The following is a 14,075-nucleotide window of genomic DNA, read 5'->3' as shown; positions in this document are numbered from 1 at the left end:
AAGGAGAGGATGAATGATGGAACATGCACACGATCAACACCATGGACATCATGAGGAGAGTCACGAGTCTCATCATGGCGGACACGGACACGAGCATATGATTGACGATTTCAAACGACGTTTCTTCGTATCGCTCGGGCTGATGATTCCGATTTTATTGTTATCGGACATGATTCAAGAATGGCTGCGGTTTGAACTCGATTTTCCGTTTGAAAAGACAATCTTATTTGTATTGGCGACGATTGTGTATGTATACGGCGGGTGGCCGTTCTTAAAAGGAAGTGTGGAAGAGTTAAGAGAGCGTAGCCCGGGCATGATGATGCTTATTAGCTTGGCGATCAGCGTCGCTTACTTTTATAGTGCAGCTGTCGTCTTTGGCTATGGAAGCGGACATGACTTCTTTTGGGAACTCGCTTCATTGATTGTGATCATGCTACTCGGCCATTGGATTGAGATGCGTTCTGTCATGGGAGCGTCGAACGCGTTGGAACAACTCGTGCAGCTTCTACCGAACGAAGCGCATCGCATCAATGGGGAAGAAACGGAAGACGTTCCTATCTCTGAACTGAAGGAAGGAGACCGAATCCTCGTCAAACCGGGGGAGCAGGTACCCGTGGACGGGAAAATCATCAAAGGACGAACAACCATCGACGAGTCGATGTTAACCGGCGAATCGGTACCGGTCGAAAAAACAGAAGGTGAAGATGTCATTGCGGGTTCGATCAACCAAGAAGGGAGTTTGACGATTGAAACGATTGGTACGGGAGAAAGTACGTACTTGTCAAAAGTGGTTGAATTGGTGAGTGAGGCACAAAAATCGAAGTCGCGGGCTCAAAATCTGGCGAACCGGGCGGCAAAATATTTGTTCTATATCGCAATTGCCGCTGGGGTCATCACGTTCACCATCTGGTTCATGCTCGGCTACTCAGTCGGGACAGCGATCGAACGGATGGTAACGGTCATGGTCATCTCATGTCCCCATGCACTTGGACTGGCGACACCCCTGGTCGTCGCCGTCTCGACAGCATTATCGGCAAAACAAGGTCTTCTCATCCGCAATCGGACTCAATTTGAAGAGGCGCGTCGACTCGATGCCGTCATTTTCGATAAGACCGGTACGCTGACGGAAGGGAATTTCGGCGTCACGGACATACAGGCGAACTCGCCTTATAAGGAGGAAGACGTGTTGCAACTCGCAGGAGCAGTTGAGCGTGAGTCGCAACATCCTCTCGCGCAAGGGATTTTAAGAGAAGCCGAGAGACGGGAATTGAAACTGGCGGCTGTCGACGACTTCGGTTCGATGACAGGTGTCGGATTGGAAGGAACGGTTGACGGTGCGCATATACAAGTCGTCAGTCCGCGACATATCCGCGATCAACACATTCAAATTGATGAGGAGACGTTTGCACGACTCTCGGAAGAAGGAAAGACCGTCGTCTTTGTTTTGAAAGACGGAGAATGGGTCGGGATGATTGCGATGGCCGATCTGGTGAGGGAAGAAGCGAAAGAGACCGTCGAGGCACTTCATGAAAAAGGCATTCGCTCGATCATGTTGACGGGTGACAACGAGAAGGTCGCGCATTGGGTCGCGGGTCAGCTCGGTATCGATGACGTGTATGCCGAAGTATTACCGGACGACAAGGCGAACCAAGTGAAAGACGTCCAAAAAGATGGCAGCAAAGTAGCGATGGTCGGAGATGGAATCAATGACGCACCTGCCTTAGCACAAGCGGATGTCGGCATCGCAATCGGGAGCGGGACAGACGTTGCCGTCGAAACGGCAGATATTGTCCTCGTCCGCAGTAATCCGAAAGATGTCCTATCGATTTTGGAGCTTTCACAGAACACGTATCGTAAGATGATTCAAAACTTGTGGTGGGCAGCCGGGTATAACATCGTCGCCATCCCGCTTGCTGCAGGCGTTCTGGCTCCGATTGGAATCATCTTGTCCCCAGCCATCGGTGCCGTCTTGATGAGTTTAAGCACAGTTATTGTCGCAATCAACGCTCGACTTTTGAAGATTTAACATTTCTTTCACCTTTAGTCAGTATGCTAGATGGGATGCTAATGATGGAGGGATCGAGATGAAACGAACGTTAATGCTATCACTATTCCTGACTCCACTGCTCCTGTCGGCGTGTGGAACAGAAGACGCACCGTCGGACACGAGTCAATCCGAGAATGTGACGACAACTACAAAAGACGAGTGGCAACGTGTGGGATCCGATGAAACGGTCTCCCACATCCACGGAGCTGGATTTTGGCAAGACGACGAACGTCTTGTCATCGCGACGCATGCCGGATTAATGGAATATCGTGAAGATGGCTGGTATACACTTCCGACGAATCGTCATGACTATATGGGATTCGAACTCGTCGAGGATGGATTTTATGCAAGTGGTCATCCCGACCGACGTACCGACTTCCAAAATCCACTCGGTGTGTTATACGGGAAAGACCATGGCATGACATTAGACGTACGGGCACTGGAGGGAGAGGCAGACTTTCATTACATGAGTGCGGGTTATGCGACGGAAATGTTGTACGTCTACCTTGAGGAAGCGACGTCAGAGCTAGAACCTGGATTCTATCGTTCGGACGATGGCGGAAGATCGTTCGAGTCGATGCGAGGATCTGGGGTAGAGGGTGAGCAGGTGGCAGGGATTGTCGCCGACGCGACGGAAGCGGAGCGGGTCTTCTTATACGGACCGTCCGGTATCCTCGTTTCGAAGGACTTTGGAGATTCGTTCGAGCCACTCGTTGAATCAGAACAGGTGATTACGGTCGGAGCGGATGAGGGGCAGTTGGCATACGTACGACAGACAGATGGTTCTTTCGAAGGGGTTCGTTTCAATCTAGACGATGAGTCTACAGAGACGTTCGATCTTCCAGAGTTTGAAGCGGATGCTGTGCCGATTAAATTGGCGATCAAAGAGGAGCGCATGCTGCTCATCACATCTGACAATAGCGTATATGAGCTCATAGACGAGAAGTGGCAGACACAACTTGATGCAGGTGAACTCGACTGACGAAAGACGCCTTTCCATTACTGGAGAGGCGTCTTTTTGCTGAGTGGTAGGGCGACGGTGAACGAGGTACCTGTTGTATCCGAAGATACCGTCAACGTCCCACCATGCCGTGTGACGATTTGCTTGGCGATGGCGAGTCCGAGTCCGCTTCCACCAGTTTGACGAGATCGTGATTTTTCAACACGGTACAGACGGTCGAAAATGTGTGGGAGATCTTCTTCAGGAATTCCCTTTCCGTCGTCAGTGATGGTCAAGACGAGATAAGCGTCTGAAGTATTAGAATGAAGTGAAACATGTGTCGCCTCACTATGCTGAATCGCGTTGTGGGCAATGGACCGGAAGACCTGAAGCATGCGATGTCGATCCAATGTGAGCGTGATGTCTACTTGTTCTATGTTCGGAGAAGCAGCGAACCGAATCGTCGTCATTCGGAACATCGTATCGAGCATTCGTCGTAAATCCTCACAAAACGTCGTGACAGAAACTTCTTCTCGATGTAACAAGAACGTGTTTTCGTCGAGTTGAGCCAATTGAAACGCATTTTCCACCAGTTCTGTGAGCGAACGACTCTCATCTAAAATTGTCTGGATGGATTGATTGCGTAGCGGTTCGGGTGTGCTTTCTTTCGAAGCAATCTCGGCATATCCCCTCAAATAAGTGAGAGGGGTCTTGATTTCATGTGAGAGATCGGACAAAAATTGATGTCGTTCGCGACGTAAGCGAGCCAACTCCACGGACATGGCCTCGATGGAGCGAGCCAACTCACCGATTTCGTCAACGCGATTCGTTGGTAGCTGTAGGTTATCGGGATTCGTCAGTACGTTCTCGGTCGCTTGTTTCAGTGACTGAATTGGTTTCGAAATGAGGCGGCTCAGCAGGATGAAGGTCAGCACGGTCGTCACCAGTGCGATGGTCGTGATATACAGAAATCGCAACTGAAGGCGATGACTGATTCCATGAATGATCTCAGTCGGTAAAAACATGTAGACGTACCCATACCGTGTATCGAGATCATCCGTGATCGGCGTACGAACGCTTAAATACGGCTCGTTTTCCCAGTCGTCCTCTAGAACAGTCGTATCATCGAATGGACCTGCACGTCGTTTCGTTTCGACGGTATCGACCAGTACCTGTGGAAAAGAACGGGACGTTTGAAGAAGATCATGTGCTGGGTCAGTGATGGCAACTTTTGTGTCCGTCTCACTTTCCATGGTAGCCACATGACCGATTGTCTCTTCGGAAAAGTTCATCGCCAATACATTCGCATGACTCTCAGCCCGTGATTCTAATCGATGGACTTCTTCTGTCACGCGTTCCCCAAGTAGTGTGTGGTAAAGGAGCAAGAATAAGACTCCTTCTATCAACAACGTAGACAACAGGAAGACGAGGCTGATTCGGAACGGTAAGCTATTACGACTGCGTCTCATCCGGAACGCTCCTCGGTCCATCGATACCCACGTCCCCATACCGTCTTCAAATAATCATCGATTGGAAAGCCTGCGTCCCCTAACTTTTCTCGAATCATGCGTATGTGTGCATCGACTGTACGGGGGTCAGATTCGGCAGAGTACGGCCAGACGAGATCATACAAATCTAAGCGATTGAACAAACGATTCGGGTGCTGAAGAAATAGCTTCAAGATGGCTGTTGCTTTTGGCGTCAGAATGATTTCCTGTTCTTCATATAAGATGCGCCCACTCTCTTCATCGTAACGGAGTGGACCGTATTGTAGGTTAACGACCCGACTTCTTCGCAGGACGGCTCGAATTCGAGCGAGAAACACATTTCCATCGAACGGTTTGGTGACGTAGTCATCCGCTCCGGCATCTAGCCCTTGAATGGTGGTCTCGTTGTCTGAACGTGCCGTCAACAAGACGATGGGTAATGCCGGATCCATCGTTTTCAACTGACGACAAAGTGAGATGCCGTCCACTTCCGGCATCATAATATCTAAAAGGATGAGGTCCGGTCGCTCTTCAATCTTATCGAGTGCGGAATCGGCATCATTTGCCTCGATGCAAGCATACCCATCGCTCTCAAGAAACAAACGAATCAAATGTCTCATTTTTTCTTCATCGTCTACGATGAGAATCTTCATCTTGTATTCCTCCTTCCTCTTATTATTATCGTTCCGTGTGCTTTGCGTGATTTCCTTCCATGGCGAAAAGAGTCTGTAGTTGTTCACGTGCGCGTTCGACGTCTCGACAGTAAATGACGGGTACTCTCGCGTCAATCGGTCGATCCGTGACGATGGCTACTGCACCATTTCGGATGGCGGCCCTCACTAAATCGACGCCACGTTCATTGATTGGGCGCTTGCATATATATAAAAACATTTTATTTATTTTTTCTGGTGTCGTTCCGATTCCGCGAATTGTCATTTCTTCCGGGTGATCGAGATAAGACCAAGATAAAACAGAATCAAGTGTTGCCAGTACGTCACGCAATGTCCGCTCTTGCATCATCGTTCTCCTTCCTTGCATGAACTCAATTTCACTAGTGTACCCGATGTTTGTGAAAAAGAAGTGAAAAGCGTTAAGAGTACGATTAGACCGAGAAATAGGCGGGTTTGAGTATAGAAGAAGTAGGTAAAAGAGTTTTTATACGCACAATAAGAAAGGATGAATAAGATGAAACAGTACGGTAAATTTGGAATCATGATTGCGGTCTCGACATTCATTATGTATTGGCTCATGTATTTGAACGTGTTTCAGTTCAATCATATCTTCTTTAGTCAGACGAGGTTGTACATGGCACTCATCATGGGATCGGTCATGGCGTTCGTCATGCTTCTCTTCATGTGGGGGATGTATAAGAACAAAACAGTTAACTTTATCATCCTAGGGGTCAGTGCTCTCGTCTTCAGTGCCTCGCTTTGGCTCGTACGTAGCCAGACGACCGTCGATGATGTCAGTTGGATGAAAGCGATGATCCCTCACCACTCGATTGCCATTTTGACAAGTGAACGCGCTGAAATTGAAGACCCACGCGTGAAAGAATTGTCTGAAGAAATCATCAAGGCACAGCGCCGTGAAATTGAAGAGATGAAGCGATTGATTGAAGATTTAGAGGATGAAGAGGAGAACGCCGAGGAAAATCGTGAGTAACAGACATGCACAGTCGAAAACGGCTGTGCATTTTTTGTATGTTGAAAAGGAAAAATAAAGAAAGTAAGTTATAATTTGTCTTCCTTTATTTGAAATATAAATGACATATTTGTCGGTTCGTTTTGGTGGTAAAATTTTTTCAGTTAGATAATATAAAAAAATAAAAATTTAAATACATAATTGAAAGGATTTACCACATCATGAAACGAAAGATGCTTTCTCTCTTCTGTGCCGTTCTTCTCACAGTCGGAATCTTCACTCCGACAGGTACCCCGGCTGAAGCTGCTACCACGTATTATGTCAAAGTCACGACTAACAGTTTAAACGTCCGTTCGGGTCCGGGCACGACGTATGCAATCGTCGGCAGTGCGAAGTTGGGACAATCCTTCAAATATCTCGGCGTGAGCGGGGGATGGACAAAAATCAATTTCAACGGGACATCCCGCTACGTATCCAGTACATATGTGAAGAAGTACAGTGTCTCCACGCTTTCAACCACATCGGCTGCGAAAATGATCATCCCGACAAAAGGGACGTTGACACAAAAGTATGGTCCGGCGAGCGGGCAGTACGGTTATACGTTCCATAACGGTATCGACTTGGCTGCTCCAAGAGGAACACCGGTCGTGTCAGCCGCTTATGGAAAAGTCATCGTTTCTCGGAACTATGGGGCTTACGGTAACCACATCATGATGAGCCACCAGTTGAACGGACAAACATACATCACAGTATATGCACACCTCGATCGTCTCAATGTCGTCACAGGACAGACGCTAGCAAAAGGAGCAACGATTGGAACGGTGGGGAATACCGGTAACTCGTTCGGGAATCATCTCCACTTCGAAGTGCATCGGAACAGCTATGTGTATAGCAGTTCATCTCCTGCTAACAGTATCAATCCGTATACAATGTTTTGACATAAAAGCACGCGCTCTCAAACAATGGGAGCGCGTGCTTTTTGATTAATGCCATGTTGTTTGTTTGTTTCGTTCGATTTGGTTGGCGGCGATGAAGCTGACACCAAGGACGATACCGAACACCAATCCGAATAGATTATTGAAAAGTAACATAAGGATGATCCCGAAGACGAGACCGATACTCATGAGGCCAATCCGATCAAACATATTGAATCCCCTTTTCTGTAGTTGTGCACCTCAATGATTACCCGATTTTCAAAGAAAGAACACCGACGAAATGGACTGATTGATTCATTATACGTGTTTAGACGAACCAGGTTTCGTTTTGTAGAAACTATAGAGGACGCTAATCAGGATGACGAGAACGATGGTTCCAAGAGACATCCAAATCGGCATTTTGTACACATCACCGAAAATCATCTTCGCCCCGATGAAGACGAGCATGAAGCTGAGACCGTGTTTCAAATAGTAGAAGCGGTCGATCAAGTTGGCGAGGACGAAGTAGAGGCTACGAAGTCCGAGAATCGCCATGATGTTCGCATAGAAGATGATATAGGGGTCACGTGAATACGCGAAACTTGCAGCGACCGAATCGACAGCGAAGACGATATCCGACAATTCGATAAAGATGAGCGCGATGAAGAGTGGCGTGAAGAACAACTTCCCATTGATGCGCTTCGTGAACTTCCCGGATGAGATATCCTGTGTGATGGGCAGGCGTCGCTCGAGCCAACGAATCGTCTTGTTTTCTTCAAGTGACTCGTCTTTCCCGATATTCTTATACATCATCCACCCTGTATAAACGAGAAACGCTCCGAACACGTAGTAGACCCAACCGAAGTTTTCTAAAAGGGATACGCCAGCGACGATGAAGACAGCGCGGAAGAAAATCGCTCCGAGAATCCCCCAGAACAGTACCTTGTGTTGATACTTGAGTGGGATGGCGAAATAGGCAAAAACAAGTGAAAAGACGAAGACATTATCAATCGCGAGTGCCTTTTCGATAAAGTAGACGCTCGCATATTCCGTTGCGGCTGTACTTCCTTGCGTGAAGAACAACCATCCTCCGAATGCGATGGCAATCCCAATCCAGACAAACGTCCATGTCCATGCTTCGCGGAGCGAGACTTCGTGCGCTTTACGGTGGAACACCCCGAGGTCAAGTGCGAGCATGAAGATGACGATGAGTAAGAACCCGATGAGTAGGGTCAACAACAACTCCTCCTTTTAAGGTCATATGAACTTCTATATATTTAATTTAAGTTCATAAGAACTCAAAGTCAAGCGTAAAAATAAACAACCACTCGAAAAGGAGTGGTTGTTTATTCCTCAATCTATACTTTGTTCAATGTTTTGTACAACATCTGCAAGCATAACTTGCTCTAGGACTCGTTCCATGGCGGATTGAGCTGTTATAAAAATGGGCTCAATCGTTGCTTGGATGTTTCTTCCGACCGGGCAAGCCGGATTTGGTTGATCATGAATTCCGAACAGTTCATTTGGTTCGACGACAGCAACGGCTTGATAAATTTCAAGAAGTGAAATGGTGTTTAGTGGTTTAGTAAGAATTGCACCAGCAACACCTGGTTTAACTTGAATCAATTCTGCTTTTTTTAACATGGCCATGATTTTTCGAATAAGAGCAGGGTTTGTATTTACGCTCCGCGCTAAAAAATCTGATGAAATCACTTCTGGTGGTGAAAGCGCAACAAGAGTCAGCATGTGGATGGCAACCGAAAAACGACTACTGATTGTCATAAATATCTCCCTTTCGGTTTTTATAGATGTAAACAACTTTGTTACATGCTTAGTATAACAGGGAAAGAATAATTGACAAATCAGTTACCTGTAATTATCATAATTACAGGTAACTGATTCGATTACAGGTTAGGGGAGGAAAAAGAATGAAATATTTAGTCACAGGAGCAACGGGGAAACTCGGCTCGAAAATTGTAGAGGAACTACTCAAGTCGATTGATGCGAGTGAGCTCGCTGTAAGTGTACGGAATCCGGAGAAGGCGGCGTCTCTTAAAGAGCGTGGCGTTGATGTGCGACATGGTGATTTTGATCAGCCGGACACACTCGATGAAGCGTTCAAAGGTGTTGAGCGTCTTTTGATCATCTCGGCAGATGGCGATAACGATACGCGGATTCGTCAACATACGAACGCGGTTGAGGCGGCGAAACGGGCAGGTGTTTCATTCATTGCCTACACGAGTCTAGCCGATGCGACAGACAGTGAGAACTTGATGGCACCTCCACATGTCGTCACAGAGGAAGCGATTGTCGAGTCCGGTATTCCACATGCGTTCTTACGGAACAACTGGTACTTAGAAAACGAGTTATCAAGCATTCAAGCGGTAATTGACGGGGCGCCATGGATCACGGCGGCTCGGGACGGTAAAGTCGGTTGGGCTCTACAACAAGATTATGCGGAAGCCGCAGCGAATGTTCTGTTGAAAGAACAACAGGATCATGTGATCTACGAACTATCAGGACCACTTCATACCCAGCAAGATCTTGTAGACGCACTCAGTGAAGTGTTAGGTCGTGAAGTGATGATGCAGGAGTTGAGTCTCGAGGCATACGAAGAGACGATGCGCGGGGCTGGGTTGCCAGAGGAAGTCGTTGCGATTCTTGTGGGGATTCAGCGAAGCATTCGTCAAGGAACGCTCGAAATTCATGAGAGTGACTTCGAATCGGTTCTCGGACGCCCGGTCACACCTCTTCAAGAAGGAATTCGTCAATTGCTCGGCCGATAAGGAAAATGCCCTCGACCAAGTGGTCGAGGGCATTTGTGTTAGGCGCGAGTGGCGTGATCCTCGAGTTGAGAAGTCACGTTTTCAAGCGAATTCGCGGTTAGCGCGAGTCGGTCCGACATCGAGCTGAGTTCTTTTTGGATGGCGACTTGCTCTTCCGTTGCTGCGGCAACATGATGAATCTGTTGTTGAAGTTCATTCGCCGCATATTTCGTCGATTCAAGTCGTGTTTCGAGTGTTTCCATCTGTGTCGTGACCCGCTGGCGCGTCTCTTGAATTGAAGCGATTTGTTCGTCGATTTCTGATACATCTTCTGTAAGACGGCCAAAGACAGCCGTCACATCGTTCGTGACCGTTTGACAGTTTTCGGTCGCTTGTTTGAAAAGATGCGCTGATTTGGATACGACGGTCGTATCTTCCATCAATCCACCGAGGACTCGGGTCATCTCGAATGCATATTCACGCGATTGGACAGCGAGTTTCCCGACTTCGGAGGCGACAACAGCGAATCCTCGTCCAGCCTCACCGGCACGAGCCGCTTCAATAGATGCATTCAAGGCGAGCATGTTCGTCTGTTCACTGATTGAACCGACTTGTTGCAAGATTTCTTGGATTTCGGTTGAACGATTCGACATTGTCGCGACAATCCGGTCGAGCTGTTCCGACTCGGTGATGATTTCTTGTACTTTTGCTTCCATCAGTCGCATGTCTTTGTTCCCGGCAAGGGCATCTTTGGCGATACGCGAGGACGCTGCGGCCGTCTGAGCCATTCGTTCTTGAATGAGCGCTGTCAAAGAACGGATTGAGTGAATTTCATCTGCGCCTTGTACCATGGAGGCTTGTTGAGATGAAGCATGCGCGACAATCGGATCGACCGTGACAGCGATTTGCTCACCAGATTCAAGAGACTGGTTAGCAGCGGATTCAAGCTCTTCGGCGTGACTGTTTAACGATTGAACGAGGGCGCTGACATCATGAATCGCTTGTTGTAACAACTGTCGTGTTTCTTGCTCCTGTGTTTCGGCATGTTGCGTCTCTTTGTTACGGAGGTGGATTTGCGCGACAAGCACAACACTCAGAAGAATCAAGTACACGGCATGGACGAGTAGTAAACTGAACGGATAGTCGCTCGTTCCACAAATCATCTCAGGGATTAAAAAGTATCCGACTAGATGTTGCACAGCAAAGATTCCGGCACTATACAAAATCAAGTCGATGCGACGCATAAACGACAAAATCGCCAAGACGACAAAAATGGAGAAGTGATATTCAACAAGTCCTTGTCCTCCAGCAACGGTCGAGATGCTTGCGAAGGTGAGTGTCAGCATCATCCAATAAGGAAATGCTACGGATTCTCGCTTCGAGGTGACGATCATCATCCCAAAGAAGAGGATTGGAAGGGCGAACAAGACCCATGTTACTCCGGAGTACACGTAACCGTCCGCACCGTTTCGCAGAATCGTATACGCATAGGCAAAGTCCGTGAAACGATGTAGCAAATGGACAACAACCGACGTCATCACAATCAATAACGTCGTCAACAACATCAACTGATTTCTTTTAATCAAACTCATCATTCTTTCCTCACATTCTCGTGTTCATTTGTTGTAGCTCTATACATATCGGATGAATAGTATAGAAGTTTATACGGATTACATGTTCAAGGCACAAAAAAAGAGCATAAAGCTCTCCCTCATAAAATTTCAATTCAATCCAAGCCATTTTTTAACCGGTTCTCGGAAGATGTACGTCACAACAATCAAGCCGACGAAGACGAGCGCGGCGATGAAAATCGTAGTGACACTGCCTGAGGCGAGGCTCGCCCCGAGGAAGCTGTAGGCGAACGTACCTGGAATCATGCCGAGCACGGTCGCCGGTACGAAGGCACGGAAGCGAACACGTGAGATTCCGCCGGCATAACTGAGTAAGTCGAAACTGACGAGCGGGATGAGCCGGAGGACAAATACATATAAAAAGCCACGACGTTCCATTTGAGTGAACAGTTTCTCTGACCATGGATAGCGGTCGACATTGATGACCGATCGACCGAAAAAGCGCCCCATCACGTACCCGGTCGTCGCGGCAGCAGTCGCGCCGATGATGATATAGAGGACACCTGGCCACACGCCGAATGCGAGTCCGGCTCCGAGTGACAGCACGGATGTTGGTAAAAATGCGACCGGACCGATGGCATAAAGGAAAATAAAGAAGAGTGGCCCCAAAAATCCGAATGACAAGACGATGTCCCGGATGTCAGACGGACGCAATTTATAGTGGAAATGGGTGATATAGAACAAAGATCCAAACACTAGAAGAAAGAGTGTGAGTTTGAGTGGTCGTGGCAAGTTGTCCGCTCCTTTCGTAACCGTAATTATCTGATGTTAGTATACTGCATCTCAACGCAATACAAATGCGAGCCGGCTTACAAAAGGTGTAACGAGCTGGAGCAAAGAGGCAGCTATTCGAATTGAAACTTAGGTCAATACATTTTAAGTATTTCTTCATTATTCACAAATTCGATTCGATAAAAAGAATAGGAGGGAAAATGATGAAAAAATTTAAGCATGTCTAAGAAGTTTACTGTATTGATTTCATTATTCGTTGTGACACTCGTCATGATTTCAATGTTAAGCCATGTGTTGATTGGAAGAATGGCTGATGCCGGAGAAAAGATATACGAAGAGAGATTGATTCCGATTCGTGCCATTGGACAGTTGAGAACCGATAATCGTGCAATCGACAGTCACTTGTTAGAACTAATGTTGACGACCGAAAGTGCTCGAAATGAAGAGTTACAAAAAAATATTGAAGAGCGTCGAGAGAGTATGGTTACCGATCTCGAAGTATTAAATGATTCGATTTCGACAGAAGATCCTGAATTAATGAGTCGAATCGAAAAGTTGAATGAGGAGACGAACGCATATTTGGAAAGCATAGACGTCGTATTGCAACCTGCATTACGAAATGAAAATGAATCTGCTTACCGACAATATGGAACAGAATTACGACCAATTCGACTTGCGCTTGTTGAGACAGCGAAAGAAGTTATGGATCAGTTGAATGTGGATGCGGAAACGGCCAGTGATACGATGCGGTCTGATCGAGAGCGTGCTGTGTTTATCTTTTGGGGTCTTGTCATTTTGGGAGCTGCGCTTTCAATTGGATTAGGCATCTACATCACGCGCCTTGTGGTTGGTCCGGTGAAAGAATTGAACGTATTGATGAGTCGTGCCGGTGAAGGGGATTTGACAGTCAATAGCACATACACATCACGCGATGAAATCGGGGCGCTCGCACAGTCATTCAATCAGATGAAAGAAAGTTTACGAGAGTTGATTGGTGGAGTGACTTCGACTGCTGGGCGTGTGGCGACTTCATCGGACGATTTGAAAAATAACGTAGAAGAAACGACAAAAGCGACAGAGATGGTAGCTGTGACGATGGAAGAAATCGCTTCGGGTTCACTCCATCAGTTGAAACGGGTCAAGTCTTCAAATGGTACCCTTTCAGAATTGACGAATGGCATTCACCAAGTCTCTGATCGTGCTCAACAGATGACTGTATTATCGGAAGGGGCATTGGACAAAGTACAATCAGGGAATGAGCTAATCGAAACGCTTGAACATCAGCTTGAAGCGATGAATGAAAAAGTGAAGACGTTGCAACAAGTCATTGAGCAGCTTAATACTCGTTCTCAAGAGATTGGTACAATCAGTGGGACCATTTCAGGAATTGCAGAGCAAACGAACTTACTTGCATTAAATGCAGCAATCGAGGCAGCGCGCGCAGGAGATCAGGGACGTGGGTTTGCAGTCGTTGCTGCAGAAGTACGAAAACTTGCGGAAGAATCAGCCGATGCGACCAAACAAATTTCCTCTCTAATTCATCACACACAGACAGAAACAAAGCATGCCGTAGAGACGATGCATGTCGTAGAAGGTGATATGGGACAGAGTGTGACGAACGTGCGGCAGACAGGTGTTGCGTTTGATGAAATTAAAGTGGCCATTGAAGAAGTCGGGCAACAAATAGAAGAAGTGTCCAGTGCTGTACAAGAAATGGCGGCGGGAGCGACAGAAGTGTTGAACTCTGTGAATGAGATTCAAGGAATTACTGAATCGACTGCCACAGAAACGGAGAACACATCAGCAGCTACTGAAGAACAGATGGCATCAATGGAAGAAATTACGGCAGCCGCTCAAGAATTATCGAATATGGCGGATGAGATGCGAGAGATGACGAATCGATTTACTGTGTAAATGA

14 protein-coding genes are annotated in these 14,075 nt (G+C 47.2%); 6 read left to right on the top strand and 8 right to left on the bottom strand.

Features of this window, described 5'->3' with window-relative positions; all coding sequences use genetic code 11:
- Positions 1–13 precede the first annotated feature (13 nt).
- Positions 14–2,026, top strand: a complete 2,013-nt coding sequence (locus KNO73_RS09010) for a heavy metal translocating P-type ATPase (RefSeq protein ID WP_215112363.1) — start codon at positions 14–16, stop codon at positions 2,024–2,026.
- Between the two features lie 58 nt (positions 2,027–2,084).
- Positions 2,085–3,029, top strand: a complete 945-nt coding sequence (locus KNO73_RS09005; protein WP_214686224.1) for a F510_1955 family glycosylhydrolase — start codon at positions 2,085–2,087, stop codon at positions 3,027–3,029.
- A 17-nt stretch (positions 3,030–3,046) separates the two neighbouring features.
- Here KNO73_RS09005 and KNO73_RS09000 read toward each other — a convergent pair whose 3' ends face one another.
- The 3 genes from KNO73_RS09000 to KNO73_RS08990 are packed head-to-tail and all read right to left on the bottom strand — an operon-like array spanning position 3,047 to position 5,491.
- Positions 3,047–4,456 carry a sensor histidine kinase gene (locus KNO73_RS09000; RefSeq protein WP_168169874.1) on the bottom strand — a complete coding sequence of 470 codons (1,410 nt, stop codon included), beginning with the start codon at positions 4,454–4,456 and terminating at the stop codon, positions 3,047–3,049.
- On the bottom strand, positions 4,453–5,127 hold the full coding sequence (locus tag KNO73_RS08995; protein ID WP_215112362.1) for a response regulator transcription factor: 675 nt from the start codon (positions 5,125–5,127) through the stop codon (positions 4,453–4,455). Before KNO73_RS08995 ends, KNO73_RS09000 begins: the two co-directional genes overlap by 4 nt.
- A 25-nt stretch (positions 5,128–5,152) precedes the next feature.
- Positions 5,153–5,491 carry a UDP-N-acetylmuramoylalanyl-D-glutamate--2, 6-diaminopimelate ligase gene (locus tag KNO73_RS08990; protein WP_012727304.1) on the bottom strand — a complete coding sequence of 113 codons (339 nt, stop codon included), beginning with the start codon at positions 5,489–5,491 and terminating at the stop codon, positions 5,153–5,155.
- Positions 5,492–5,659: 168 nt separating this feature from the next.
- Here KNO73_RS08990 and KNO73_RS08985 point away from each other — a divergent pair, with 168 nt between their 5' ends.
- Together KNO73_RS08985 and KNO73_RS08980 are read left to right on the top strand one after the other, a co-directional pair.
- Entirely contained in the window at positions 5,660–6,136 is a 477-nt protein-coding gene (locus tag KNO73_RS08985; protein ID WP_074035791.1) for a DUF305 domain-containing protein, read from the top strand.
- A 200-nt stretch (positions 6,137–6,336) separates the two neighbouring features.
- Entirely contained in the window at positions 6,337–7,053 is a 717-nt protein-coding gene (locus KNO73_RS08980) for a peptidoglycan DD-metalloendopeptidase family protein (RefSeq protein ID WP_214686217.1), read from the top strand.
- A 45-nt stretch (positions 7,054–7,098) separates the two neighbouring features.
- On the opposite strand, the gene KNO73_RS08975 is transcribed toward KNO73_RS08980, so the two are convergent.
- The 3 genes from KNO73_RS08975 to KNO73_RS08965 form a co-directional block, all read right to left on the bottom strand.
- The gene (locus KNO73_RS08975) at positions 7,099–7,260 is read right to left on the bottom strand and encodes a hypothetical protein (protein WP_159562944.1); all 162 of its coding nucleotides are present in this window, start codon (positions 7,258–7,260) and stop codon (positions 7,099–7,101) included.
- Positions 7,261–7,347: 87 nt separating this feature from the next.
- A complete protein-coding gene (locus KNO73_RS08970) occupies positions 7,348–8,265 on the bottom strand; it encodes a TerC family protein (RefSeq protein WP_159562943.1) in 918 nt (305 codons plus the stop codon).
- A 117-nt stretch (positions 8,266–8,382) separates the two neighbouring features.
- Positions 8,383–8,811 (bottom strand): Rrf2 family transcriptional regulator, encoded by a 429-nt coding sequence (locus KNO73_RS08965; protein ID WP_214687516.1) that lies wholly within the window; start codon positions 8,809–8,811, stop codon positions 8,383–8,385.
- Between the two features lie 146 nt (positions 8,812–8,957).
- Here KNO73_RS08965 and KNO73_RS08960 point away from each other — a divergent pair, with 146 nt between their 5' ends.
- Entirely contained in the window at positions 8,958–9,815 is an 858-nt protein-coding gene (locus KNO73_RS08960) for an SDR family oxidoreductase (RefSeq protein WP_214686215.1), read from the top strand.
- A 38-nt stretch (positions 9,816–9,853) separates the two neighbouring features.
- On the opposite strand, the gene KNO73_RS08955 is transcribed toward KNO73_RS08960, so the two are convergent.
- Both KNO73_RS08955 and KNO73_RS08950 read right to left on the bottom strand, forming a co-directional pair.
- The gene (locus KNO73_RS08955; protein ID WP_215112361.1) at positions 9,854–11,386 is read right to left on the bottom strand and encodes a methyl-accepting chemotaxis protein; all 1,533 of its coding nucleotides are present in this window, start codon (positions 11,384–11,386) and stop codon (positions 9,854–9,856) included.
- Between the two features lie 129 nt (positions 11,387–11,515).
- On the bottom strand, positions 11,516–12,157 hold the full coding sequence (locus tag KNO73_RS08950; RefSeq protein WP_215112360.1) for a TVP38/TMEM64 family protein: 642 nt from the start codon (positions 12,155–12,157) through the stop codon (positions 11,516–11,518).
- A gap of 219 nt (positions 12,158–12,376) precedes the next feature.
- Between KNO73_RS08950 and KNO73_RS08945 the strand changes: the two genes are divergently transcribed.
- A complete protein-coding gene (locus KNO73_RS08945; RefSeq protein ID WP_215112359.1) occupies positions 12,377–14,071 on the top strand; it encodes a methyl-accepting chemotaxis protein in 1,695 nt (564 codons plus the stop codon).
- Positions 14,072–14,075 lie beyond the last annotated feature (4 nt).

Source organism: Exiguobacterium sp. s83, assembly GCF_018617095.1.
GTDB classification, from domain to species: Bacteria; Bacillota; Bacilli; order Exiguobacteriales; family Exiguobacteriaceae; genus Exiguobacterium; species Exiguobacterium profundum.
The sequence above is the reverse complement of the archived record's forward strand: the minus strand, read 5'-3'. Positions and strand labels throughout refer to the sequence as shown.

Bases quoted from the DNA above. Each gene is read 5' to 3' on its own strand.
- KNO73_RS08960 (WP_214686215.1), top strand. From the start codon at position 8,958: ATGAAATATTTAGTCACAGGAGCAACGGGGAAACTCGGCTCGAAAATT.
- KNO73_RS08980 (WP_214686217.1), top strand. From the start codon at position 6,337: ATGAAACGAAAGATGCTTTCTCTCTTCTGTGCCGTTCTTCTCACAGTC.
- KNO73_RS08995 (WP_215112362.1), bottom strand. From the start codon at position 5,127: ATGAAGATTCTCATCGTAGACGATGAAGAAAAAATGAGACATTTGATT.
- KNO73_RS08965 (WP_214687516.1), bottom strand. From the start codon at position 8,811: ATGACAATCAGTAGTCGTTTTTCGGTTGCCATCCACATGCTGACTCTT.
- KNO73_RS09000 (WP_168169874.1), bottom strand. From the start codon at position 4,456: ATGAGACGCAGTCGTAATAGCTTACCGTTCCGAATCAGCCTCGTCTTC.
- KNO73_RS08975 (WP_159562944.1), bottom strand. From the start codon at position 7,260: ATGTTTGATCGGATTGGCCTCATGAGTATCGGTCTCGTCTTCGGGATC.
- KNO73_RS08945 (WP_215112359.1), top strand. From the start codon at position 12,377: ATGTCTAAGAAGTTTACTGTATTGATTTCATTATTCGTTGTGACACTC.
- KNO73_RS09010 (WP_215112363.1), top strand. From the start codon at position 14: ATGATGGAACATGCACACGATCAACACCATGGACATCATGAGGAGAGT.
- KNO73_RS08985 (WP_074035791.1), top strand. From the start codon at position 5,660: ATGAAACAGTACGGTAAATTTGGAATCATGATTGCGGTCTCGACATTC.
- KNO73_RS08955 (WP_215112361.1), bottom strand. From the start codon at position 11,386: ATGAGTTTGATTAAAAGAAATCAGTTGATGTTGTTGACGACGTTATTG.
- KNO73_RS08990 (WP_012727304.1), bottom strand. From the start codon at position 5,491: ATGCAAGAGCGGACATTGCGTGACGTACTGGCAACACTTGATTCTGTT.
- KNO73_RS09005 (WP_214686224.1), top strand. From the start codon at position 2,085: ATGAAACGAACGTTAATGCTATCACTATTCCTGACTCCACTGCTCCTG.